This is a genomic window from Marinovum algicola, assembly GCF_900109145.1.
In the GTDB taxonomy this organism is placed as follows: domain Bacteria; phylum Pseudomonadota; class Alphaproteobacteria; order Rhodobacterales; family Rhodobacteraceae; genus Marinovum; species Marinovum algicola.
Genome location: NZ_FNYY01000007.1, coordinates 63,723 through 87,063 on the forward strand (window position 1 = coordinate 63,723; position 23,341 = coordinate 87,063).

The 23,341-nt window shown below is 63.5% G+C and carries 21 protein-coding genes; 9 read left to right on the top strand and 12 right to left on the bottom strand.

What is annotated here, in order from left to right:
- Positions 1-20 precede the first annotated feature (20 nt).
- The 3 genes from BMW90_RS11505 to BMW90_RS11515 all read right to left on the bottom strand — a co-directional run bounded on the left by BMW90_RS11505 (position 21) and on the right by BMW90_RS11515 (position 4,315).
- Positions 21-1,109, bottom strand: a complete 1,089-nt coding sequence (locus tag BMW90_RS11505; RefSeq protein WP_074836665.1) for a 4-oxalomesaconate tautomerase — start codon at positions 1,107-1,109, stop codon at positions 21-23.
- An 11-nt stretch (positions 1,110-1,120) separates the two neighbouring features.
- Positions 1,121-3,151 carry a tripartite tricarboxylate transporter permease gene (locus BMW90_RS11510; RefSeq protein WP_074836666.1) on the bottom strand — a complete coding sequence of 677 codons (2,031 nt, stop codon included), beginning with the start codon at positions 3,149-3,151 and terminating at the stop codon, positions 1,121-1,123.
- Positions 3,152-3,235: 84 nt separating this feature from the next.
- A complete protein-coding gene (locus tag BMW90_RS11515; protein WP_048532065.1) occupies positions 3,236-4,315 on the bottom strand; it encodes a type 2 periplasmic-binding domain-containing protein in 1,080 nt (359 codons plus the stop codon).
- A 150-nt stretch (positions 4,316-4,465) separates the two neighbouring features.
- Here BMW90_RS11515 and BMW90_RS11520 point away from each other — a divergent pair, with 150 nt between their 5' ends.
- Both BMW90_RS11520 and BMW90_RS11525 read left to right on the top strand, forming a co-directional pair.
- On the top strand, positions 4,466-5,137 hold the full coding sequence (locus tag BMW90_RS11520) for a response regulator transcription factor (protein ID WP_048532064.1): 672 nt from the start codon (positions 4,466-4,468) through the stop codon (positions 5,135-5,137).
- Positions 5,134-6,525 carry a sensor histidine kinase gene (locus BMW90_RS11525; RefSeq protein ID WP_074836667.1) on the top strand — a complete coding sequence of 464 codons (1,392 nt, stop codon included), beginning with the start codon at positions 5,134-5,136 and terminating at the stop codon, positions 6,523-6,525. Before BMW90_RS11520 ends, BMW90_RS11525 begins: the two co-directional genes overlap by 4 nt.
- Before the next feature lie 52 nt (positions 6,526-6,577).
- Here the strand turns inward: BMW90_RS11525 and BMW90_RS11530 are convergent, their stop codons facing one another.
- The 3 genes from BMW90_RS11530 to BMW90_RS11540 form a co-directional block, all read right to left on the bottom strand.
- Positions 6,578-7,471, bottom strand: a complete 894-nt coding sequence (locus BMW90_RS11530) for a fructose bisphosphate aldolase (protein WP_074836668.1) — start codon at positions 7,469-7,471, stop codon at positions 6,578-6,580.
- 447 nt (positions 7,472-7,918) lie between these two features.
- Entirely contained in the window at positions 7,919-9,397 is a 1,479-nt protein-coding gene (locus BMW90_RS11535) for a hypothetical protein (RefSeq protein ID WP_074836669.1), read from the bottom strand.
- A 316-nt stretch (positions 9,398-9,713) separates the two neighbouring features.
- A complete protein-coding gene (locus tag BMW90_RS11540; protein WP_074836670.1) occupies positions 9,714-10,889 on the bottom strand; it encodes a phosphoglycerate kinase in 1,176 nt (391 codons plus the stop codon).
- Positions 10,890-11,020: 131 nt separating this feature from the next.
- Here BMW90_RS11540 and BMW90_RS11545 point away from each other — a divergent pair, with 131 nt between their 5' ends.
- The 3 genes from BMW90_RS11545 (at position 11,021) to BMW90_RS11555 (ending at position 13,308) form a co-directional block, all read left to right on the top strand.
- Positions 11,021-11,527: a peptidylprolyl isomerase gene (locus BMW90_RS11545; RefSeq protein WP_048532059.1), complete on the top strand. Its 507-nt coding sequence runs from the start codon at positions 11,021-11,023 to the stop codon at positions 11,525-11,527.
- Positions 11,520-12,101 carry a peptidylprolyl isomerase gene (locus tag BMW90_RS11550; RefSeq protein ID WP_074836671.1) on the top strand — a complete coding sequence of 194 codons (582 nt, stop codon included), beginning with the start codon at positions 11,520-11,522 and terminating at the stop codon, positions 12,099-12,101. The genes BMW90_RS11545 and BMW90_RS11550 overlap by 8 nt, the downstream gene beginning before the upstream one ends.
- 235 nt (positions 12,102-12,336) lie before the next feature.
- Positions 12,337-13,308 carry a DUF3179 domain-containing protein gene (locus BMW90_RS11555; protein ID WP_048532057.1) on the top strand — a complete coding sequence of 324 codons (972 nt, stop codon included), beginning with the start codon at positions 12,337-12,339 and terminating at the stop codon, positions 13,306-13,308.
- Positions 13,309-13,366: 58 nt separating this feature from the next.
- Here the strand turns inward: BMW90_RS11555 and BMW90_RS11560 are convergent, their stop codons facing one another.
- Positions 13,367-14,320 carry a radical SAM protein gene (locus tag BMW90_RS11560; protein ID WP_074836672.1) on the bottom strand — a complete coding sequence of 318 codons (954 nt, stop codon included), beginning with the start codon at positions 14,318-14,320 and terminating at the stop codon, positions 13,367-13,369.
- 223 nt (positions 14,321-14,543) lie between these two features.
- Between BMW90_RS11560 and zwf the strand changes: the two genes are divergently transcribed.
- From zwf to pgi, 3 genes are read left to right on the top strand one after another with little or no spacing between them, the layout of a single operon-like run.
- On the top strand, positions 14,544-15,998 hold the full coding sequence (zwf, locus tag BMW90_RS11565) for a glucose-6-phosphate dehydrogenase (RefSeq protein WP_048532055.1): 1,455 nt from the start codon (positions 14,544-14,546) through the stop codon (positions 15,996-15,998).
- A gap of 38 nt (positions 15,999-16,036) precedes the next feature.
- Positions 16,037-16,708 carry a 6-phosphogluconolactonase gene (gene pgl, locus BMW90_RS11570; protein ID WP_048532054.1) on the top strand — a complete coding sequence of 224 codons (672 nt, stop codon included), beginning with the start codon at positions 16,037-16,039 and terminating at the stop codon, positions 16,706-16,708.
- A gap of 35 nt (positions 16,709-16,743) precedes the next feature.
- A complete protein-coding gene (gene pgi / locus BMW90_RS11575) occupies positions 16,744-18,345 on the top strand; it encodes a glucose-6-phosphate isomerase (RefSeq protein ID WP_074836805.1) in 1,602 nt (533 codons plus the stop codon).
- A 320-nt stretch (positions 18,346-18,665) separates the two neighbouring features.
- Here the strand turns inward: pgi and BMW90_RS11580 are convergent, their stop codons facing one another.
- Positions 18,666-19,079 (bottom strand): hypothetical protein, encoded by a 414-nt coding sequence (locus tag BMW90_RS11580; RefSeq protein ID WP_074836673.1) that lies wholly within the window; start codon positions 19,077-19,079, stop codon positions 18,666-18,668.
- Positions 19,080-19,569: 490 nt separating this feature from the next.
- On the opposite strand from BMW90_RS11580, the gene BMW90_RS11585 reads away from it, so the two are divergent.
- The gene (locus BMW90_RS11585; RefSeq protein ID WP_048532051.1) at positions 19,570-19,842 is read left to right on the top strand and encodes a glycine zipper 2TM domain-containing protein; all 273 of its coding nucleotides are present in this window, start codon (positions 19,570-19,572) and stop codon (positions 19,840-19,842) included.
- On the opposite strand, the gene BMW90_RS11590 is transcribed toward BMW90_RS11585, so the two are convergent.
- From BMW90_RS11590 to BMW90_RS11605, 4 genes are all read right to left on the bottom strand, one after another.
- Positions 19,839-20,264: a GNAT family N-acetyltransferase gene (locus tag BMW90_RS11590; protein ID WP_083416035.1), complete on the bottom strand. Its 426-nt coding sequence runs from the start codon at positions 20,262-20,264 to the stop codon at positions 19,839-19,841. The two genes, BMW90_RS11585 and BMW90_RS11590, sit on opposite strands and share 4 nt — an antisense overlap.
- Before the next feature lie 151 nt (positions 20,265-20,415).
- On the bottom strand, positions 20,416-21,693 hold the full coding sequence (gene eno / locus BMW90_RS11595; protein WP_074836675.1) for a phosphopyruvate hydratase: 1,278 nt from the start codon (positions 21,691-21,693) through the stop codon (positions 20,416-20,418).
- A gap of 172 nt (positions 21,694-21,865) precedes the next feature.
- Positions 21,866-22,747, bottom strand: coding sequence for a DMT family transporter (locus BMW90_RS11600; RefSeq protein WP_048532049.1), 882 nt, complete (start codon positions 22,745-22,747; stop codon positions 21,866-21,868).
- A gap of 65 nt (positions 22,748-22,812) precedes the next feature.
- Complete coding sequence (locus tag BMW90_RS11605; RefSeq protein WP_048532048.1) at positions 22,813-23,223, bottom strand: Fur family transcriptional regulator; 411 nt, start codon at positions 23,221-23,223, stop codon at positions 22,813-22,815.
- Positions 23,224-23,341 lie beyond the last annotated feature (118 nt).

Sequence of the window (23,341 nt, forward strand, 5' to 3'; positions counted from 1 at the left end):
CGGATGGGCAGACGGCCGGCTCAGGGGCCTTGCCAGATGTGCGCCGGCACGTAGACCCGGCCATCCGCCAGCTTGCGCGCGGTGCGCAAAAGCCCGGCCGAATTCAGTGCGAAGCCCTCGCTTGCGTCAAAGTTCACCAGCACCTCGATGGTGCCGGATGGATGCTCCAGCACCACATTGGCCGGGCTTGCCGTCGGCCGGTCGAGCAGGCCGTCGGCAATGGTGCCCGGGGTCAGGGCGCAGGAGGCCATGCATTGTCCGCCGGTGACCGCCATGTTGGGGTGAGTGTCCCAGGGCATGAAATAGCGCGCCGCAATGGTGCCGCCGTCGCGGGCCGGGGCGAACAGCCCGAACTTGGGGGTGACCGATTGCGCCACGTCGCCCATGCCCATCCGGGCCCCGGCCTCGATGCGCACCGCCTCCATGCGGGCAAAGAACGCCTTGTTTTCGTTCAGCTCCGCCAGGGTTTCATGGCCGCTCAGGCCAAAATCGGCGGCGCGGGCAAGGACCATCGGCATCGCGACATCCATGCAGGTGATCTCGATCCCGTCGATCTCGTCGCGCAGCTGCCCGGTGGGCAGGAACTTTCCGGTCGACGAGCCGACAACCCCCATGAAGTTGAGCGCGATCGGCGCGGCGCTGCCCGGAACGCCGGCAATCTCGGCCGCGCCGTCATAGGTCAGCACGCCGCCCGGGGTCTGGAGTTTCGTCACAACCTTGGCGCCGGTGTTGACCGCGCGGATCCGGATCTCGGTCTCGTCGGTCGTCGGTGTCACCAGCCCCAGTTCGATGGCGGCCGGCCCGACCCCCGAGAGGATATTGCCGCAGGTCGGTTTGAAATCGACCAGCCGGTCGCTGACGGACACCTGGGCAAAGAAGTAATCGACATCGGCCCAGGGATCCTCGGAGGGCGAGAGCATGGCGACCTTGGTGGTCACCGCAACGCCGCCGCCGATGCCGTCGATATTGATCGGATGGCCAGAGCCCAGCGCGGCGATCAGCACCTCGGCCAGCCTGTCGAGTTCTTCGGGCAGGTCGGCGCGGTTGAAATAGGGGCCGCGTGACGTGCCGCCGCGCATGAAGACAAAGGGAATGCCGGTCTGTGTCATCTCGATCCCTCTCAGTTCAGCGGCCAGGGCAGGTCGACGGCGTCCTGCAACAGGCCCGGCGGAAAGTCGCGATTGAGCGCCCCGGCCATGACGCACATCAGCGCGACGCCGGCGGCGGTAAGGATCGCAGTCTTCTGCCAGGAGGCGCCGGCGCGGACCCGCAGGAAGGCGGTCATGAAGCCGACGAGCGCAAGGATGAAGCCGACGACAAAGGTCAGCCCGATCAGCGCGGCAAACCAGGCCAGCGTCGACCAGAGACCATAAGGCGCATCTGCGTCCTCGCCCGAGACTTCCTTGTCGGCAAAGATCACGTCGGTCTCCGGCCGCAGCATCATCTGCACCAGCATGATCAGGCAGCAGGTCAGGGCGATGCCTCCGACCACCAGCGGCACGATCTTGTCGGTAAGGTTGAAGTTCGGGATCAGCCAGGCATTGATCAGCGCGGTCACGAGATAGGCCGAGATCACCAGCAGGAAGACCAGCGGCGCGCGTTTCGAGCCGGACTGGACGTCACCTTCGGCCATGATCGACTTGGCCTGCCGCAGACCGAGCACGACCGACACCACGGTGACGATGATCAGCACGATCACGATCGGCGAAAACACGTAATCCATGCCCTCCTCGAAGGACTTGCGGAAGCGGAACGAGGCGATCTGGAACGCCTGGTTCGAGAATTTCTCGACCGGGTTGGACAGCACGAAGCCGATCAGGAAGGCCGGGCGCGACCAGTCGAAGCGGCGCAGGAAGATGCCGATCAGCCCGATCACGAAGAGCGCCAGAAGGTCTTCGAAGTTCTGCCCCGACTGGAAGGCCGCAAAGGAGATCAGCATGAAGAGGAACGGCGCGAGATAGGTGAAGCGGATCGTGGTCAGCCGGGCGATGCCGCCGGACGCCGCGATGCAGAGCAGCGTGCCCACCACATTGGCCAGCGCCAGCAGCCAGACGATGGAATAGGTGATGTCGAGGTTGTCGCGCAGCATCGAGGGGCCGACCTCGATATCGCCCGAGCCCAGCAGCGCGATGGCACCGATGAAGATCGCCATCGAGCCCGAGCCGGGAATGCCGAACAGCAGGGTGGGGACCAGCCCACCGCCTTCCTTGGCGTTGTTCGAGCTTTCCGGGCCGATGACGCCGCGGATCTCGCCCTTGCCGAAGTTCGACTTGTCCTTGGTGGTCTGCACCGAATGGCCATAGGCGATCCAGTCGACGACCGAGCCGCCAAGGCCCGGAATGATGCCCACCAGCACGCCGATCAGCGAGCAGCGGACCGAGAGCCACTTGTTGGCGAACCAATCACGTACGCCCGCGCCCCAGCCGGCGCCCAGCTTGGCGTCCTTGGCGATCGAGCGGTCCTGGCGCAGCAGCGAGACGATTTCCGGCACCGCGAAGATGCCGAGACCGACGATCACCAGCTTCAGCCCGTCGGTGAGATAGGGAATGTCATAGGTCGCCATGCGCAGCGAGCCGCCGGCGTCGGCCTCGCCGATGGTGCCGATCATCAGGCCCAGTCCGGCGGCGGCCAGCCCCTTGAGCGCGACGCGGCCGGCCAGAACCGCCACCATCGACAGGCCGAGGATGGTGATCATCAGCATTTCCGGCAGGCCAAAGGCCAGCACGATGGGCCGGGCCACCAGAATGAAGATTGTCAGGAACAGCGCGCCCACCAGCCCGCCGAAGAGCGACGAGGAAAAGGCAGCGGCCAGCGCCCGCGCGGCCTGGCCCCGTTTGGCCAGCGGAAACCCGTCCAGCACCGTCGCCTGTGACGCCGAGGAGCCGGGGATGCCCATGAGCACGCTGGCAAAGGTGTCCGAGGTCGGCACCACGGCGACCATGCCGATCATCAGCGCAAGGCCCAGCACCGGTTCCATGCCGAACATGAAAGGCAGCAGCAGCGACAGCCCGGCGATGCCGCCCAGGCCGGGAAAGACCCCCACGGCGAGGCCCATGACCACACCCAGAACAAGATAACCGAGAACAACAGGTTGCAGAATCAGGGCCCATGCATCGCCGAGGGCGGGCAGGGCTGTTGCGAGAATATCCATCGCACCGGCCTTTTGAATTGGGTGGGGGGAGTCTGAGGTGCGGCCCGGGGCAATCGTGCCCCGGACCGCGCTTCTGCTCGATTATCAGTTCAGCGAGACGCCGTAGGCCTCTTGCAGCCAGTTGGTGACAAAGGCCTTGGCATCGGCCGACACGGTGGTGCCTTCCTTGGTGGCCCGGGCCGCGCCTTCGCCCACGAAGACCGGGTATTTACCGACCCGCTTGGCGGCGATTTCGGCAAAGTCGTCGCGGTTGCGCACCGCGTCGAAAGCCGCTTCATAGGTCTCGCGCACGTCATCCGGCGTGCCGGCCGGCAGGAAGGCGATTTTCTGCACCGGGAAACCGGCGATAAAGAAGGCTTTCCAGGCGTCCCAGGCTTCGCCGGAAGTTTCGCAGCCCTCGGTGGCTTCGCAGACTTCCTTGAAGGTCGGGATGTCCGGGAAGGTCGGGTCGCGGACGATGTTGCCATCGTCATCCAGCGCGCCCCAGGTCATCATCGGCACGGCGGTGCCGGCATCGACGAGATCCTTGGCGGCGCCGAGGTAGGCCGAGGAGGTCTGATAGTCGATGGTGGCTTCGCCGCGCTCGAACATCAGCCGGCCATCGCCGCGGCCCTTGATGCCGAACACCGGCTCGACGTTCATGCCCAGCATCTGCCAGGCGAGCAGCGGCACCAGATCGAGGCGGGTGGCGCCCTGCGAGCCGTAGATGAAATCGATGTCTTTCAGGTTGTTGGCCGAGCCGTCGAATTTCTTGCCGTCTTCGGCGTTGAGATAGGCCACGCCGCCGGTGCCCGAGGCCATGACCGGCACCCAGTCGCTGTATTCATAGCGCACGCGGGGATCGCCGAGCAGATAGGGGAATTGGGTCGAGCCGGAGGTGCCGAACATCAGCGTGCCGTCTTCGTGTTCCTGTTCCTGGAACCAGTTGGCGCCCTTGGTCGAGCCTGCGCCCGGCATGAACTTGACGACGACGGTGGGGTTGCCGGGCAGCTCTTCCGAGAGCAGCGGGGCAAAGAAATTGGCCCATTTGGCCGAACCGCCGGTTTCCGAGAACGGGATAACCCATTCGATGGTCTCCCCGGAAAAATCGACCTCGGCCGAGGCGGCGGTGGCGGCGACAAGCGCGGCCGCAGCCACGGTGGATGCGAGTGTACGTATGGTCATTGGTGTCCTCCCTGGACGGTTTCGATTGCCTCACGGTCTCCCGTCCGGCGCAATCGGTCTTCCATTAAGGGAACGAATCCCCTCTCCAATGGAGACACAATGACGTTCCAACCTTGCGCGAAACTTGCGCAACATGACAAAGTTCACGCCATGCGAATTGCCATCATCGAAGACAACGTGGAGCTGGCCCACGGCATTGCCTATCGGCTGCGCGACCGTGGTCATGCCGTGGACGCGCTGCATGACGGCGAAGAGGCCGACCGGTTTCTCGCCCAGGAAGGCGCCGATCTGGTGGTGCTCGACATCAACCTGCCGGGCATGTCCGGGCTGGATATCCTGCGTGCGCTGCGGCGGCGCGGGGACGGCACGCCGGTGATCCTCCTGACCGCGCGCAGCGAAACCGAAGAGCGGGTGGCGGGGCTGGATGCCGGGGCCGACGATTACCTGACCAAACCCTTCGAGATGGACGAGCTCGAGGCGCGGCTCCGGGCGCTGGCACGGCGCAAGGATCTTGTGTTCTCGGCCCGTGACAGGCTTGGCGGGCTGGTCTTCGACCGCAGCGCGCGGCAGCTCCTCGATGGCGACCGGCCGCTCGAGATCCCGCGCAAGGAGATCGCGACGCTGGAATGCCTGTTCGAACGGCGCGGGCGGATCGTGTCGAAGCCGCAGCTCATGGCGCATGTCTACGGCACCGGCGCCGATGTCGAGGACAGCGCCATCGAGCCGCATGTCTCGCGGCTGCGTAAGCGCCTGGAATCCTACGGCGTGCGGATCAAGACGGCGCGCGGGCTGGGCTACATGCTGGATGTCGACGGCGCATGACCCGCACCGCCCTGTCGCTGCGTGCGCGGCTCTTTCTGATGATCCTGGCGCCGTTGATCCTGGTGGCGATCCTGCTGGGATTCTGGCGGATCGAGACGGCGCGGGCCACCGCCGAAGACCTGTTCGACCGCGGCCTGCTGGCCGCCGCGCTGGCCATTTCCCGCGATGTGGCGATTTCCGAGGGTGACGCGCTGTCGCCGCGCACCCGCGGGCTGATCTCGGACGCGGGCGGCGGCGAATTGTTCTATCACGTGACCGGTCCCGGCGGCATCTATGTCACCGGCTACGCCTATCCGCCGCGCCAGAGCGAGCCGCGCGCGGGCGACGGCCCGCATTATTTCCGCGCCCTCTATCGCGGCGAGGCGGTGCGCGTGCTGCGGATGTCGGAAACCACCACCATCGGCAATCTGACCGGCGAGACCGTGGTGACCGCCTGGCAGCGGATCAGCGACCGCAACGCCTTTGCCGCCGCGCTGGCCCGCCGCGCGGTGGCCCTGATGGCCGCGCTGATCGCGACGCTGGCCATCGTCGTCTGGTTCGGCGTGCAATTCGGCCTGCGCCCGCTGCGCGATCTTCAGGACGCCATCGAACAGCGGTCGCCGGACGACCTGAGCCGCATCCGGCGGCCGGTGCCGGCCGAAGTCACGGGGATCGTCGCGACGCTGAATCGTCTGCTCGGCCAGGTCGATCATTCGATCCAGACCCACCAGGCCTTTATCTCCGACGCCGCGCACCAGCTGCGCAATCCGGCGGCGGCGATCCTGTCGCTGGCAGAGACCCTGCCGGATGTGACCGACCCCGAGGCCCGGCGCCAGCGCGAGCAGGAGCTGATTTCCGCCTCGCGCAAATCGGCGCGGCTGGCCGGGCAGCTGCTGCATCTGGAACGGCTGCACTATGGCAACACCGCCACGCCGGAACCCTTTGACCTGAATGCCGTGGTCGAGGAAGTCTCCGCCGATCTGGCGCCGGCGGTGCTCGGTCAGGATATCGCCTTTTCCTTCGACCGCAGCCCCGAGCCCTTGCCGGTCTGCGGCGATGCCACGCTGATCGGCGAGGCCGTCCGCAATCTGATCGACAATGCGCTGCGCCATGGCGGGCCGGGGCTCGGCCGGATCGCGATCCGAACCCTGCGGCAGGAGGATCGGGCATTGGTCGAGGTCACTGACGACGGGCACGGGCTGTCCCCCGACAACTCCGAGATCGCCTTTCGGCGGTTCGGTCAGGTCGAGCCCGGCGAAGGCAGCGGCCTCGGCCTCTCCATCGTGCAATCGGTCGCCACGCTTCACGATGGCGAGGTCGAAGTCGGCGATGTGCCCAATGGCGCGCTCTTGCGGTTGCGGTTGCCGCTCACTGCCGGGGCGCCGGCGACAGGAGGCGGCAGCGCGTGAAAAGGGCGGCCTCGCAGGGCCGCCCGGTGTCGTTCCGGAAATGCGCCGGGGCTCAGCCCGCTTTCGACGCCTGATAGATCGAGTCGATCGCGTCGCCCAGCTTGGCGTTGAAATCCTCGTCGCTCTGCTGTGCCGAGAGGCCTTCGGTCAGCCCGCGCGAGAAGCTGGCGATCAGCCCTTCGTTTCTGGCCAGAAGCGTGTTGGCCTCGTCGCGCGAATAGCCGCCCGAGAGCGCCACGACGCGCATCACCTTGGGGTGGTCGATCAGCGGCTTGTAGAAATTGTCCTCGCTGGGCAGCGACAGCTTGAGCATGATCTGCTCGCCTTCGGGCAGTTTGTCGAGGTGCTTGAGGATCTCGTCGCGCAGGATCGCCTCGGCTTCGGCCTTGTCGTCGATGGTGATCGTCACCTCCGGTTCGAGGATCGGCATCAGCCCGTTGGCCTTGATCTCGCGGCCGAACTCGAACTGTTGCGAGACGATGGCGGTGATGCCGGCCGGGTTGGCCGCATCGATCACCGAACGCATCTTGGTGCCGTAGATGCCCTTGCCCACGGCGCGGGCGCAGAGCGCGTCGAGACCGGGAATGGCCTTCATCAGCTTGACGCCATCGGTCGGTTCGCAAAGCCCCTTGTCGACCTTGAGAAAGGGCACGACGCCGCATGTGTCCCAGAGGTATTCGGCGGTGGGCGTGCCGTCGATGTCGCCGTCCATGGTGCGTTCGAACAGGATCGCGCCGATCACCTTGTCGCCGGAAAAGGCCGGCGATTTGATGATCCGGGCCCGCATCTCGTGGATCAGGCCGTACATCTCTTCGTCACCGGAATAGGCGTCTTCCTCGATGCCGTAAAGACGCAGCGCCTTGGGGGTCGAGCCGCCCGACTGGTCGAGTGCCGCGATAAAGCCGTCCTTGTTGGCCATCTGCTTGGCCATTGCGTCGTTGCTCATGGAAATGTCCGTCCCGAAAGTTGATCACCGGGGCGTGACCGCCCCCTGTCTGGCAGTGGTAAGCGAGGGGGCCGGCGCTTGCAATGTGCAGCGCGGCGTGATGGCGCTAACTTGGCCGCTCTGTTGCCCACGGGGCGACAGGGCAGGCGCGGCGCACCGGGCGTGGCCTCGGACAAGGGCCGGCGGGCCCGGGCGCCTTGCGCGAGGGGAGCCTGGGCGGGCGACGGCGCGCGCGATCCATCCAGGGGGAAGGGGGGCTTGGAGGCCGGACTATTTGATGCTGCGCTACGCGCGAACGGCTGCAATGCGCAGATAGCAGACTTTGCAAAATACTGTTGACGGCTCAAGGCAAAGCGCACCGGCTTTGTACACCACATCCACAGCTTTGTTTTCCTCCTTTCACAGGGATGGTGCACATGTCATGACCTTACGCACCATCTTGGTCGTTCAAACGGCCTTCGAACCTGAAGCTTTATTGTCCTTGCGCGCATCGATGAGAACAATGTCTTTGCTGTCTTCGAGAGCAAGCCGCTTCAATATTCGCTGAACGCGAGTCAACTGTGAATACGAGAAGTAAACAATGGCCTTTATAGCGCGTTGCGCATCTGATGATGCTTGATATATGTCAGTTTGCTTTTTGAGATTCATCTCAAGTTTTGTGTTTTTTGCCAGCTTCATCTCGACCAGCGTCTTTTCTCTACCGCGGGATATTTTGAAGTCAACCGGCCCGCGACCATCATTGGCCTCGGTACCTGCATCCGACGGTGTTCCGAACCAAACCAATCGGTACAGTATCTGAACGTCTTTCTCTCTTTCGACCGCATTTCCATTTTCGTCATAGAAGATACGCCAGCCTCCCATGTCTTCGATGACGTGCTTCAGGTAAGCGAGTCGAATATGAGCTTCTTCGTACGTGCCGGGCTTTACGCGGTAGAAATCGGTTCCAGCCAGAACAGGCTGGAGAACTTCGCGGAGGCGCTTGGAGAAAAACAATTCCGTTGCGAAGACCTTCTCAAAGCTCAAATCAGTAGCATCATCGCCAGTGTCTTCTTTCAACTTGATGTAATAGTCGATAAGTTCAGGAAACTGCCGGATAGTCTCTGTCGCTGCCTCAGCCCTCTCTGCTTTCGTAGGATGTCGCCCCTTCTTCTTGCGTGCTTTGAGTTCTCTCTCAAAGTAGTTGCTGACGGACGCCCTAAGGCTACCGTCAGGGATGGCTGTAGGAATATCTTGGAACCTATGGATTAAATCACTAGTATTGATCCATGTGTCGTCCCTCGTAAGTATGTCCTTGGGGGTAAGGATAATATAATCACCTTTGTACCAAGGCAGTTCGTAGCGCTTCCTCTGCCATGATTGTGTTTTGAAATTGAAAACGGCCCTATCAATCCAGACTTCTCGTGTTTGGTCTTCACGCAAATGCACCTTGGCGAAGCTCTCCGTGTATTTGCACAGAAAGTCCTGGATAAGGTTTGTCACGAAATCGCTTATGTTATCCCGTCCGACTCCGCTCGACACCAAGCATACTTTCTCCAAGTGAGAGCTTTCGGTGATGCTCTCCTCGCCAAAGTTTGCGAAGATGACATTCAAATTTTCGTGTAAACTTCTTGCAAAGCCCATCCCGAGACCGGAACCACCGTTTCCAACCATCGAGAAGCCAAACCAGTTTTGTTTTACTTCCGGGAAGCAATACCAGTTACGTAGCATTCCGTCACTGACGTTGCTGTCCGCTGCCCTATCTCTCAGAAAGATCAGGTATTCGATGATGCCCTCGTGCAGGTCCTGATATTCTTGCTTCTCGCTGTGAAAGAGAAGGAACGGATCAATAAAAAGTGGCAAATCGTTGATGATCGACACATCGAAAGCCCCGTACTCGTCGACCGCTGATTTTTCCAAATTGAATGCATCGCTAAAAAAGGTAGCCAACCGGAGTACTCCATATATTGCGTGTTAAGCCGATACTGACACAATGTACAACAACTCAAACGCGAATGTAAGAGGAGGCGTTTTCCCTAAAGAATGGTCCCGCGAAAGGTCTGTAAAAGGACGCAAAAGCCCCCGATATGTAACAGGTCGGGTATTCTGCAGCGTCCGCTTCGGGCTGGGTGCCGTCATTCGCCGCTTCGGCGTGAACAACCGCTTCGTCCGCCAGCAGGCACCCAAGGTCAAATGCCCTCGCAACGATCTGCGAGGGCGCCTGTGTGCAACGCCTGCTCCGGGCCTCCGGCCTTGGTCGGAGGTGTCAGCCGAGGGCGGCGACGCCGGGCAGGGTCTTGCCTTCCATCCATTCGAGAAAGGCGCCGCCGGCGGTGGAGATATAGGTGAAATCCTCGGCCGCCCCGGCCTTGTTGAGCGCCGCCACGGTGTCGCCGCCGCCGGCGACCGAGATCAGCCTGCCGGCCTTGGACAGTTCGGCGGCCTGTTTCGCGGCGGCATTGGTGGCGCGGTCGAAAGGCTCGATCTCGAAGGCGCCCATCGGGCCGTTCCAGATCAGCGTCTTGGCGTCTTCCAGCACCTCGGCCACCTTCTTCACCGTCTCCGGCCCGGCGTCGAGGATCATCGCGTCGGCGGGGCAGGCATCGGCGGCGACGGTCTCGTTTTCGGCCCCGGCCTTGAATTCGCGGGCGACCACCACGTCGAGGGGCAGCAGGATGTTGCAGCCGGCGGCCTGGGCCTTGGCCATGATCTCGCGGGCGGTGTCGGTCATGTCATGTTCGGCCAGCGATTTGCCGACGTCGATTCCCTGCGCGGCGAGGAAGGTATTGGCCATGCCGCCACCGATCACCAGATGATCGACCTTGCTGACCAGATTGCCCAGCAGGTCGAGCTTGGTCGAGACCTTGGCGCCGCCGACCACGGCCACCACCGGGCGCTCCGGCTGGCCGAGCGCCTTTTCCAGCGCCGAAAGCTCGGCCTGCATCAGCCGGCCGGCGCAGGCCGGCAGCAGCCGCGCCACGCCCTCGGTCGAGGCATGGGCGCGGTGCGCGGCGGAAAACGCGTCGTTGCAGTAGACGTCGCCCAGCGAGGCGAGGAATTGCGCCATCTTGGGATCGTTCTTCTCTTCCATCTCGGAGAACCGGGTGTTTTCCACCAGCACGATGGTCCCCGGGGCCAGATCGTCCAGCGCCTCGCGCGAGGGGCGTTCGACAAAGGTGACCGCCTGGCCGAGCGCGGCTTCGAGCGCGGGCACCACCTGTCGCAGGCTCATCTCGGGCACCGGCTTGCCCTTGGGGCGGCCGAAGTGGGCCAGCATCACCGGGGTGCCGCCCTTGGCGAGGATATCCCGGATCGTCGGAACGATGCGCTGAATGCGGGTGTCATCGGTCACTTTGCCGTTATCCATCGGCACGTTGATGTCGACACGCGTCAGCACGATCTTGCCGTCGAGGTCCATGTCGTCGAGAGTTTTCCAGCCCATCTCGGTGTTCCTTCCCTAGGGTTCAGGTTGCGCCTTGTTTGGCCGCTAACGGCCGGAGGGTCAATCGCGTGCTTGCCGCGGGCGCGCTGGCAAATTAGGTATCAGGCCAATTGCATGCAGAGGAGGGCCCTATGGCCGAGATCAAGGATCCCGAAAACACCATCCTGATGGAACTCAAGGGCGGCACTGTCACCATCGAGCTGTTGCCCGACGTGGCCCCCAAACATGCCGAGCGCATGAAAGAGCTGGCGCGCTCCGGCGAATATGACAACGTCGCCTTTCACCGGGTGATCGACGGTTTCATGGCGCAGACCGGCGACGTCCAGCACGGCGACATGGAAGACGGGTTCAACATCCGCATGGCCGGCACCGGCGGCTCCGACAAGCCCGATCTGCCGGCCGAATTCTCCAAGCTGCCGCATGACCGCGGCACCCTGGGCGCGGCCCGCTCGCAGAACCCGAATTCCGCCAATTCGCAGTTCTTCATCAACTTCAAGGACAACCATTTCCTCAACGGTCAATACACCGTCTATGGCCGTGTGGTCGCGGGCATGGAACATGTCGATGCCATCACCCGCGGCGAGCCGCCTGCGGAGCCGGACCGGATGATCTCGGTCAAGGTGGCCGCCGATGCGTAAACTGACCCTTGCCCTCGGCGTGATGGCCGGCCCGGTGCTGGCAGGTCTGGCGGGTGCGCCGGCAGGCGCCACCGGTCTCGAAATCGAGATCGAAGGCGCGGCCAACGGCACCGTCAGCATCGATCTCTTCGAAGATGTCGCCCCGAAACACGTGGCGCAGATCACCGAGCTGGCGGCGGCCGGCGCCTATGACGGCGTGGTGTTTCACCGGGTGATCGACGGCTTCATGGCACAGACCGGCGACGTGCAGTTCGGCAATTCCCAGGCTGAAGGGTTCTCGATGCAGATGGCGGGCCGCGGCGGTTCGGACAAGCCCGACCTGCCGGCGGAGTTCTCCGATCTCGCTTTCGAGCGCGGCGTGGTCGGTATGGCCCGCTCGCAATCGCCCAACAGCGCCAATTCGCAGTTCTTCATCATGTTCGAGCCGGGGTATTTCCTGAACGGGCAATACACCGTCGTCGGCGAAGTGACCGAAGGTATGGAGGTGGTCGACGCCATCCATCGCGGCACCGGGCCGAATGGTGCGGTCGTGGGCGCGCCGGACCTGATGAAAACGGTGACTGTCACCGAGTGACCTCCTTCGCGGGCGCCTGAAGGGGCCCGCCTCGGACCTGGTCCGGGAGCCTGCCCCGGACGTGATCCGGGAGCCTGCCCCGGACGTGATCCGGGGTTTCCCGGTCATCGACCGCGAGGTCCCGGATCGGGGTCCGGGACGCGGGGGGCGGGTGTGCACGGATGATCAAACCCGCGTGCCGGGGGCTAGGCAAGGGCCCCCCGCGCGGCGCATCCTGAAGAAAAGGGGATGCGCCATGATTTTCAGAACCACCATTCTTGCCGCGGTCTGTGCGGCGCTGGCCACGCTGGCCACGGCCGAACCGAGGGCCTGGCAGGGCGAATGGCCCGATACCAATTTCAACAAGACCACCGTCGACGCCTGGTCCGAAATCCTCTCAGGCGGCCCGCCCAAGGACGGCATACCGGCGCTCGACAATCCCGGTTTCATTCCGGCGGCGCGCGAAACCCGGATCGGGGCGCGCGAACCGGTCATCACCGTCGAGGTCAGGGGCGCCGAGCCGCGTGCCTATCCGATCCGATATCTGACCTGGCACGAAATCGTCAATGACACCGTGGCCGGGGTGCCGATCGCCGTCACCTTCTGCCCGCTGTGCAACTCCGGCATCACCTTCGACCGGCGCACGCGCCACGGTGTGCTGAGCTTCGGGGTTTCGGGCAAGCTGCGCAATTCCGACATGGTGATGTATGACCGCCAGACCGAGAGCTGGTGGCAGCAGGCCCTGGGCGAGGCGATTGTCGGCGATCTGACCGGCACCGTGCTCGACACCCTGCCGACCTGGATGGAAAGCTGGGCGCAGTTCAAGGAGCGCAACCCCCAGGGGCTGGTGATGAAAGAGCCGTCATGGTCCCGCGATTACGGCCGCAACCCCTATCGCAACTACGACAGCTCGAAGCAGCCCTTCCTCTATAACGGCGAGATGCCACCGCATGGCATTCCGCCGCTGATGCGGGTGGTGCGGGTCGGCGACCGGGCCTGGCCGATGTCGCGTTTCGACACCCAGCAGAAGATTAGCGAAGCCGGCGTCACGCTGACCTGGAGCAAAGGTCAGGCCTCGGCGCTGGACGCCAGCCGGATCGATCAGGGCAGGGAAGTCGGCACCATCCGGGTGCGCGACGCGTCGGGCCGCGACCTGCCACATGACATGTTGTTCGCCTTTGCCTTCCATGCCTTCTGGCCCGATGGCCGCTGGATGCTGGGACAGTAAGGCCGCACGCGAGACCGGGCTTTGGCCCTGCGGCCCTGCTCAGGCGGGGCCGCGCGGCTCAGCCCGAGCAGCTCGCCCCGCCCAGCACGCAGAACTTGGCACAATGGGGATGGTTGAGCGCGACCGGGCGCTCGGCCTCTTCCAGCGTCTGGCCGAGGTCGAACTCGGGCTCATACGGCAGGAGCGTGCAGGCCAGCACCGAAAGATGCCCGGCGCCCTTGCGCTTGACCACCATCCGGGAGGAGGAGCACATCACATCCTTGGGCGATTTGCCCAGGATGCCCCAGCAGGCGGTGGTGATCTCGGGCACTTCGACCCGGGTGTCCATTTCGGGAAACAGCACCGTCTCTGCCGGGCTGTCGGCGTCGATGGCAAAGCCTTCGTCGGCAAAGAGCCGGCCAAAGCCCTGCCGCGCCGCCGCTTCGCTCTCGGCCCAGATGATCCGCCCGGCAACCGCCATGCGCACGCCCTGATCGCGCAGCCAGCGCATGCCGACAAGCGTGGACTCGTAGCTGCCCTCGCCGCGCTCGGCGTCGTGATGCACCCGGCTCCAGTGATCGAGTGAGACGCGCAGCGTGAGCTTGTCGCCGTATTCCGCCTGAAGCTCGGCAATCCCCGCCTGCACGCGTTTGCGCATCATCGGTCGCATGGCATTGGTCAGGATCAGAACCTCGTAGCCGCGCGCCAGCGCAGCGCGCGCCATGGCGACCATCTCGGGATTCATGAAGGGCTCGCCGCCGGTAAAGCCGATCTCGCGCACGCCCCAGCGCCGCGCCTCGAGTTCATCGAGATAGCGCGCCACTTCGGCCTCGGTGATATAGACCAGCGCATCGTTGCTGGGCGAGCTTTCGATATAACAATTCGCGCATTCGATGTTGCACAGGGTGCCGGTGTTGAACCACAGGGTCTGCGGATCGCTGAGCGCGACCTTGGCGCGCGGCTCGCCCTTGGCGGTCAGGTCGGGGTCGATGAATTTGCCGACATTGGCGTCGGAAAGCGTTTGATCTTTCATGAACTTGTCGCATATCTCCCGTTTCTTCCGGGGTAACTTGCGGGCGAAACGTTGCCAATGCTCAACACTGAGCCTGACGCCATTGTGATGCGCAAAATGCGTGTTAGACTTTTCGCGACCAACCGGGTAGTGAGGCACCGAAGCCGGAAGTTAGCGCTAACAGCGTTGCGGCGGAAACTGATGCCGGTCTTAAAAAAGACCAATGACAGCAAAAGGATAGCTCATGGTTTCACGTGTCATCCCTGTGAACCCGTTTGATCTGGTTGTGTTTGGCGGCACGGGCGATCTGGCCCGCCGCAAGATTCTTCCCGGCCTGTTTCGCCGGTTCTGCGCCGGTCAGATGCCGCAGGACGCCCAGGTGATCGGCGCCGCGCGTTCCGAGATGGATGCCGAGGGCTATCGCCAGATGGTGCGCGACGCGATCCATGAATTCGACGGTCGGCGGCCCGAGGAATGCCCCGAGCTTGAGGGGTTTCTCAGCCGTCTCAGCTATGTGCAGGTCGACGCCCAGGGCGAAGGCGGCTGGCAGGAGCTCAAGGAACTGCTGCGCAAGGACACCGTCAAGGCCTTCTACTTTTCGGTGGCGCCCTCTCTCTTCGGCGATATCGCGGAGCGGCTCAAGAACAACGGGCTGGCCAAGCGCGACGCGCGCATCGTGGTGGAAAAACCCTTTGGCCGCGATCTGGCGTCGGCGCAGGCGCTGAACAAATCGCTGGCGGCCTATTTCCACGAGGATCAGATCTACCGGATCGACCATTACCTCGGCAAGGAAACCGTGCAGAACCTGATGGCGGTCCGTTTCGGCAACATGCTGTTCGAGCCGCTGTGGAACAGCCAGTACATCGACCACATCCAGATCACCGTGGCCGAGACCGTCAGCGTCGGCGGCCGTGGCGGCTATTACGACAAATCCGGCGCGATGCGCGATATGGTGCAGAACCACCTGATGCAGCTGCTCTGCCTGATTGCCATGGAGCCGCCCTCGAAATTCGAACCGGGCGCGGTGCGCGACGAAAAGCTCAAGGTGATCCGCGCGCTCGAACCGGTCGAGCCGCATCACATCGTGCGCGGCCAGTATGACGCCCAGGGCGACGAAGGCAGCTATCGCGACCATGCCGAGAATCCGCGCTCGCGCACCGAAAGCTTCGTGGCGCTGAAGTGCCATATCTCGAACTGGCGCTGGGCCGGCACGCCGATCTATCTGCGCACCGGCAAGCGGCTTCGGGCGCGCACCAGCGAGATTGCCGTGGTCTTCAAGGAAACCCCGCATTCAATCTTTGACGATGACGCCGGGCGCCACCGCAATATCCTGACCATCCGGCTTCAGCCGAACGAGGGCATGGAGCTCGGGGTGACGATCAAGGAACCGGGGCCGGGGGGCATGCGTCTTGTTGATGTGCCGCTCGACATGTCGTTCTCTGACGCGCTGGGGCCCGATGCCGAAGAGGTGCCGGATGCCTACGAGCGCTTGATCATGGATGTGATCCGCGGCAACCAGACGCTCTTCATGCGTGGCGACGAGGTCGAGGCCGCCTGGGCCTGGACCGATCCGATCATCGAGGGCTGGGAAGCGCGCAACGATGTGCCCAAACTCTATGACCCGATGTCGTCGGGGCCAGAGGATTCGCTGATGCTGATGCACCGCGACGGCCGCAAATGGCGGGAAATCAGGCCCTGATCTCCCGGCACCGCAACTGAGACAAGAAAGGACATGTCATGGACTTCGTCGACTATCCTGACCGTGAAATGCTGGCGATCGACGTCGCCAACAAACTGGCCGGCGAGCTGCGTGCGGCACTGGAACACGAGGACCGGGTGCTGATGGCGGTGCCGGGCGGCACCACGCCGGGGCCGATCTTCGACGATCTCTGCGCCGCCGATCTCGATTGGAGCCGGGTCGACGTCATGCTCTCTGACGAGCGCTGGGTGCCCGAGGACAGCGAGCGTTCCAACACCCGCCTGCTGCGGCAGCGGCTTCTGGTCGAACGGGCGGCGGCGGCGCGGTATCTGCCGCTCTATCTGCCGGGCGATGCGCCCGAAGAACGGTTGGAAGAGCTCGAGGCCAATATCACCCCGCGGCTGCCCATTCAGGTGCTGGTGCTGGGCATGGGGGCCGACATGCACACCGCCTCGCTCTTTCCCGGCGCCGACAAGCTGGCCGAGGCGCTCGATCCCAAGGCGCCGGCGCTGATGGCAATGCGTGCCCCCGGCGCGCCCGAGCCGCGGATTACCCTGACCGCGCCGGTGCTCGATGGGGCCATGTCCAAGCACATCATCATCTTTGGCGCGGAAAAGCGCGAGGCGCTGGAACGTGCCCGCCACCTCAAGCCCAGCGAAGCGCCGGTGGCGGCCGTGCTGTCGCAGGCCCAGGTGCATTGGGCGCCCTGAACAGATCAACCGGCCTTACGAAGGACATGGAATTCATGTGGACCAAGCTGAAGTCTCTGGCGCAGGACGCCGAGACCCGTAAAATCACCGAGCTGTTCGAAGACCCCGGGCGCGCGGAGGCCTTCTCTACCAGTTTCGACCAGACCCTGTTTGATTTTTCCAAGACCAACATTGACGCCGCCACGCTTGCGGCGCTGCTCGAACTGGCCGAAAACGCCGGCGTCGCAACCAAGCGCGATGCGATGTTCTCGGGCGCGAAGATCAATGAAACCGAAGGCCGCGCCGTGCTTCATACCGCGCTGCGCAACCTCGACGGCGCGCCGGTGGCGGTCGACGGCGAGGATGTCATGCCCGGCGTCCTGAAGACGCTGGACCGGATGAGCGACTTTGCCGGCCAGGTGCGCGACGGCAGCTTCCGGGGGCAGGGCGGCGCGATCACCGATGTGGTCAACATCGGCATCGGCGGATCGGATCTGGGGCCGGTGATGGCCTACAAGGCGCTTGCGCCATATGCGGACGGCCCGCGGGTGCACTATGTGTCGAACGTCGACGGCGCCGACATTGCCGATACGCTGCGCGGGCTGAACCCGGAAACCACGCTGGTGATCGTGGCGTCCAAGACCTTTACCACCATCGAGACGATGACCAATGCCCGCACCGCGCGAGCCTGGATGTCGGAAAAGGTCTCGGATCCGGCGGCGCAATTCGCGGCGCTGAGCACGGATCAGGAAAAGACCGGCGCTTTCGGCATCGACCCGGCCCGCGTCTTCGGCTTCGAGGATTGGGTTGGCGGGCGTTATTCCGTCTGGGGTCCGATTGGCCTGTCGCTGATGATCGGCATCGGCTCCGATGCCTTCCGCGCCTTCCTGCGTGGCGGCCAGGCGATGGATCGGCACTTCAAGGAGGCGGAGTTTGCCGAGAACATGCCGGTGCTGCTGGCGCTGGTGGGGATCTGGCACAACCAGGTGCTGGGCCACGCCACCCGCGCGGTCCTGCCCTATGACAACCGGCTTGTGCGCCTGCCGGCCTACTTGCAACAGCTCGAGATGGAGAGCAACGGCAAGAGCGTCGCCATTGACGGATCGGACCTTGGCCACAATTCCGGGCCGGTGGTCTGGGGCGAGCCGGGGACCAACGGTCAGCACGCCTTCTATCAGCTCATTCACCAGGGCACGCGGGTCATTCCCTGCGAGTTTCTGGTCGCCGCCGAAGGTCATGAGCCCGAGCTGGCGCATCACCATCAACTTCTGGTCGCCAATTGCCTGGCGCAATCCGAGGCGCTGATGCGCGGCCGCACGCTCGACGAGGCGCGCGAGAAGGTGGCCGGCAAGTTCGAGGGCGACGAGATGGAACGGCAGGCACGGCACCGGGTCTTTCCCGGCAACCGGCCCTCGACCACGCTGATCTATCCGCAGCTGACGCCCGAGATACTCGGCCAAATCGTGGCGCTTTACGAGCATCGGGTCTTTGTCGAAGGCGTCATTCTCGACATCAACTCCTACGACCAATGGGGCGTCGAACTGGGCAAGGAGCTGGCCACCGCGCTGGGCCCGATCGTCGCCGGCGAGGAAAGCGCCGAGAGCAAGGACGGCTCGACCCGCCAGTTGGTGGAATACGTCCTGAAACACCGCGGCTGAGCGCCGCCAGACCCGGCCGGTCCCGCACCGGCCGGGCCACGCCTCGGCAGGACCGGGGTGGCCCCGATCTGGCCCATGCGGCGCGGCCGCACATGATCATTTCCAAAATTTCAGGTCCCCAGTCGCCCGGCGCCGCGGTCTTGGCGTCGTTGTGGCGGGGCGCGGTCCTTGGGCGCCGGCAGGGCACCGGCGCCTGTGGCCGTCTCCGGCCTGGCCCGAAGGGGCCGGAGCAAGCGCAGGCCCAAACGAAAAATGGACGGGAATATATCCCGTCCAAGTTAGTAGAGCTGGTGGTAAAAAAAGGTTCCGGCCGGGGAAGGCTAGAACAGGCCTTGCCAACCACCACGGACAAGGGCCGTCTCGCCACCGCCCTGGATTGTCAGGATCAGCAGCGCGAAGAGGAAGCCTGTGGCATGCAGGAATTCCCAGACGGCCGCCGGACCGTAGACAGCATAGGGGGCGGTAAAATCAAACAGGATCAACACCGTGATCAGGACCATCGACGAAAAGGCGATGATGCGGGTGCGGATGCCCAGCATCAGCCACAGTGCGAAGATCAGGATCAGCAGGACGAGGGGGACGGTCATGAAGCGAAACTGCGACACGTAGTCGAAGTTCATCCATGAATGGGAAAACGGCCCCCGGTAAACGCCGATTGTCGTGAGGGCACACAGCAGGAGCGTGTACCCACAGAACAGACGCAACAGAAGTGTCATGTAGCGTTCGTATTTCATCACTGCCTCGGTAGGATCTTGTTATCTTTTAGTTGAGTTCATCATATTTAACAAAATTAGCAATTCAACCAAAAAGGTGCATGTCAGATGCTGTTTAATATGTGAAGTAACGGCGGACTTGAGTTAATACGTTGATTTTAAACAGTTGTTGGTATTGATGTTACATTGATTACCGTGGCGTTCGCGTCACGCAATATGTAAATCAGGCTGATTTAGCGACCGCACAGGTTGTATCGATTGTGTCGAGGCGCTTTGGCTAATTTGTAAGTTGCACTGAATTACCAATGATAGTCTCTGCCTATAGATGTTGACGTGGGTATTCGGCACGTCAGCCGATTGACTATTTCGCTTTGGCCAAAGCGGTTTCGGCGGGGTTTCGCCGACCATAAAAGTTTTTACGCAAAAACGCGCTTGGCGGCATAATCCGGCTGGCCCCGACGCGCAGCGGCACTAGGTTCGGGGTCATCAACACTGGAACCAGGAGACACAGATGAAACTCCCAAGTATTGCGGCTGCGGCCTTTGCGCTCACTGGCCTCGCGGCCTGCGAGTCCCTGACACCTGAGCAACGTTCTGTCGTTGGTGTGACCGGCGGCGCGGCAGCGGGCCTTATCGCGGCCTCCGCTCTCGAGGCTGATGACAACTGGCGCCTGATCTCGGCTCTGGCCGGCGCGGCGGCAGGGACGGTCGTGGCGCAGAACACCGCCACCGGCAGCTGCGCCTACGCGCGTGGCGACGGGACCTACTACAAGGCGCCCTGCTAAAGCGTCATTTCAAAGTACAGCAGGTGCCCCTCGGCTTCGGGGGGCACCGGTTGATAGGGGCCGCGCAGGCGAAAGCCGAGCGACAGATAGAGCCTCTGCGCCGCAACAAGCGGTTTGGACGTATCCATCAGGATACGTTCAAAGTGCAATCTCCGACATTCTGCGATCAAGGACTGCATGAGTGCATAGCCTGCGCCTATGCCTCTGGTGGTGTCTGTGACATAGACTCGCTTGATTTCGGCCGACCTTGGGGAGAGCGAATGCACCATTCCGCACCCTACGGATGATTCGCCCAGCATTGCCAATCTGATGAAGCCGTGCGGCGGCGCATGGCTCTCGGCGATCTGCTCCATCAGCGCGGCATATTTGGCCTCGGGGTAGAACAGGGTGACCAGTTCGGCGTCAAAGGCCGAGAGCGACATCAGATAGGCCCGGTACTCCCAGCACAGCTGTCGGACCGCCTCGAGCTCGGCGGGGGTGCGGGGCGATATGATCCGTAGGTCCGGCAACAAAAAGGGCCTCTCCAAGCGAATAGAGAGACCCTAGACCCATGCCACCCGAGGCGGCAAAAGGTTATTTCTTCAGAATCGACCGCCCGGCATATTCCGCCGTCTCGCCCAGCATCTCTTCGATGCGGATCAGCTGGTTGTATTTGGCCAGCCGGTCCGAGCGCGCCAGCGAGCCGGTCTTGATCTGGCCGCAGTTGGTGGCCACGGCGAGATCGGCAATGGTGGCGTCCTCGGTTTCGCCCGAACGGTGCGACATCACGTTGGTATAGCGCGCGCGGTGGGCCATATCGACCGCCTTCAGCGTCTCGGTGAGCGAGCCGATCTGGTTCACCTTGACCAGCATCGAGTTTGCCACGCCGCGTTCGATGCCGTCGGCCAGGCGGGTCGGGTTGGTGACGAACAGGTCATCGCCCACAAGCTGGATCTTGTCGCCCAGCTTGTCGGTGAGGATTTTCCAGCCGTCCCAGTCGTCCTCGGACATGCCGTCCTCGATCGAGATGATCGGGTAGTCGTTGCAGAGCGCGGCAAGATAGTCGGCATTTTCCTCGGACGTCAGCGATTTGCCTTCGCCCTTCATCTGGTATTTGCCGTCCTTGAAGTATTCGGTCGCGGCGCAATCCATGGCGAGATAGATGTCTTCGCCGGGCTTGTAGCCGGCCTTCTCGATCGACTTGAGGATGAAGTCGAGCGCCTCGCGGGTCGAGCCCAGCTCGGGCGCGAAACCGCCTTCGTCGCCGAGGCCGGTCGACATGCCGGCGGCCGAGAGCTCTTTCTTCAGGGTGTGGAACACTTCGGACCCCATGCGCACCGCGTCGCGGATGTTCTCCGCGGCGACCGGCATGATCATGAATTCCTGGATGTCGATCGGATTGTCGGCATGTTCGCCGCCGTTGATGATGTTCATCATCGGCACCGGCAGGACACGAGCCGAGGTGCCGCCGACATAGCGGAAGAGCGGCTGCGCGGTGTAATCTGCGGCCGCCTTGGCCACTGCCAGCGACACGCCAAGGATGGCATTGGCGCCGAGCCGGCCCTTGTTGTCGGTGCCGTCGAGCTCGCACATCGCCAGGTCGATCGAGACCTGTTCGGTCGCATCCATGCCGACGATCTCGTCGGCGATCTCGCCATTGACCGCGGCCACGGCTTCGAGAACGCCCTTGCCCATGTAGCGGGCCTTGTCGCCGTCACGTTTTTCGACGGCCTCATAGGCGCCGGTCGAGGCGCCCGAGGGCACAGCGGCGCGGCCGATGGTGCCGTCTTCCAGGGTGACGTCGACTTCGACGGTCGGGTTGCCGCGGCTGTCGAGAATTTCGCGTGCATGGATATCAATGATAGTGCTCATGGGCATGTCCCTCATGACGATAAAGTTGGTGCCTCCTTAACAGAGGCCTCGGGCTTTGGGAACCAGTTTGGTTAGCGCTAACAAGTGCGCCGTTGCAGCGCAACGCCGCGCTGCTGCCCTTGCGGCAGGCCCTGCGTATGGTGCGGGCAGGGCGGCCTGTCGCGAATCTTGCTCAGGCCGGGGCCTGGACCGGCGCCCTGGCCAGCTGTCGTTCGCGGAAAAAGGTGTAGAGGCCGGAGATCAGGATGATCGCCGCGCCCAGCAGCGTCAGCGTATCGGGCCGGTCGCCCAGGACGATCACGCCAAGCCCCATGGTAAAGACCAGCCGGCTGTAGCGGAACGGCGAGACGATGGCCGCCGGCGCAAGCCGCATCGCGGCGGTGACGAGGTAATAGCCCGAGGTGGTGACCACCACGGCCACGCCGATATAGGCAAATCCGCCGCCGCCGGTGCTCCAGTCCGGCCCCATGATCAGCATCAGCACCAGCCCTGCCGGCACCGTCGCGCCAAATCCCCAGGTCGAGAGGGTCAGCGAATTGATCGCCGCCGGCACCCGTCGCGTCAGAAGATCGCGTGCCGCCAGCCCACAGGCGCCAAGCGCCACCAGAAGCGCCGCCGGCTCGAACCCCGCCATGCCCGGCCGGATCACCAGCAGCATGCCGACCAGCCCGGCCAGGATCGCGGCCCAGCGGCGCCAGCCCACGGCCTCGCCCAGAAACAGCGCCGCGCCCAGGGTGACAAGCAGGGGCGTAGTCTGCATGATCGCCGCCACCATCGGCAGCGGTGTCCAGGCGATGCCGGTCACCATCCCCAAGGCCGCGAGCACCTCGGCCAGGTTGCGGGACATCACGGTCGGATGCCAGAACGCCGGGCTGACAAGCGGGATGCCGCGCAGTGCCGCGATCAGCATGAACAGAAGCGTGCCGCCAAGGCTGAGAAAGAACATCACCTGCCCGGGCGGCAGGCTTTGCGCCGAAAGCTTGATGAACAGATCGCTCAGCGCGAGGCAGGCCATCGACGCCGTCATGAAAAGGATCGCGCGCAGCACCTGCATCAGCTTACTTTCAATGTTAAGTATCCCGCCCTGACTATCCTCTGCACAGCGGGAAGCCAAGGCGCTTACTTCTTGAGCGGCACCCCATAGAGCTCGAGCCGGTGCCCCTTGAGCCGATAACCCAGCTTTTCGGCGATCTTTTCCTGCAAGGCCTCGATCTCGGGATCGACGAATTCGATCACCGCGCCCGAGTTCATGTCGATCAGATGGTCGTGGTGGTCGCGCTCGGCATCTTCATAGCGCGCCCGGCCGTCGCCGAATTCGTGCTTTTCCAGAATGCCAGCCTCTTCGAACAGTTTCACCGTGCGATAGACCGTGGCGATGGAAATCGCCGCGTCGCGGGCCGAGGCGCGGGCATAAAGCTCTTCGACGTCCGGGTGATCGTCGCTGTCTTCCAGCACTGCCGCAATGACCCGTCGCTGGCCGGTCATGCGCAGGCCCTTGGCCTCGCAGCGTTCCAGAATGGTGTAGCTCATGATCTCGCCCGGTTGTCGTCCCGCGCGGCGACGTCTAGGCGATTTGCCCCGACGGGAAAAGCCCCGGCTGGCGATTTGTTCGCGTCGCCGCAGCGTCGCTGAAGGCATCGCGAGAGCA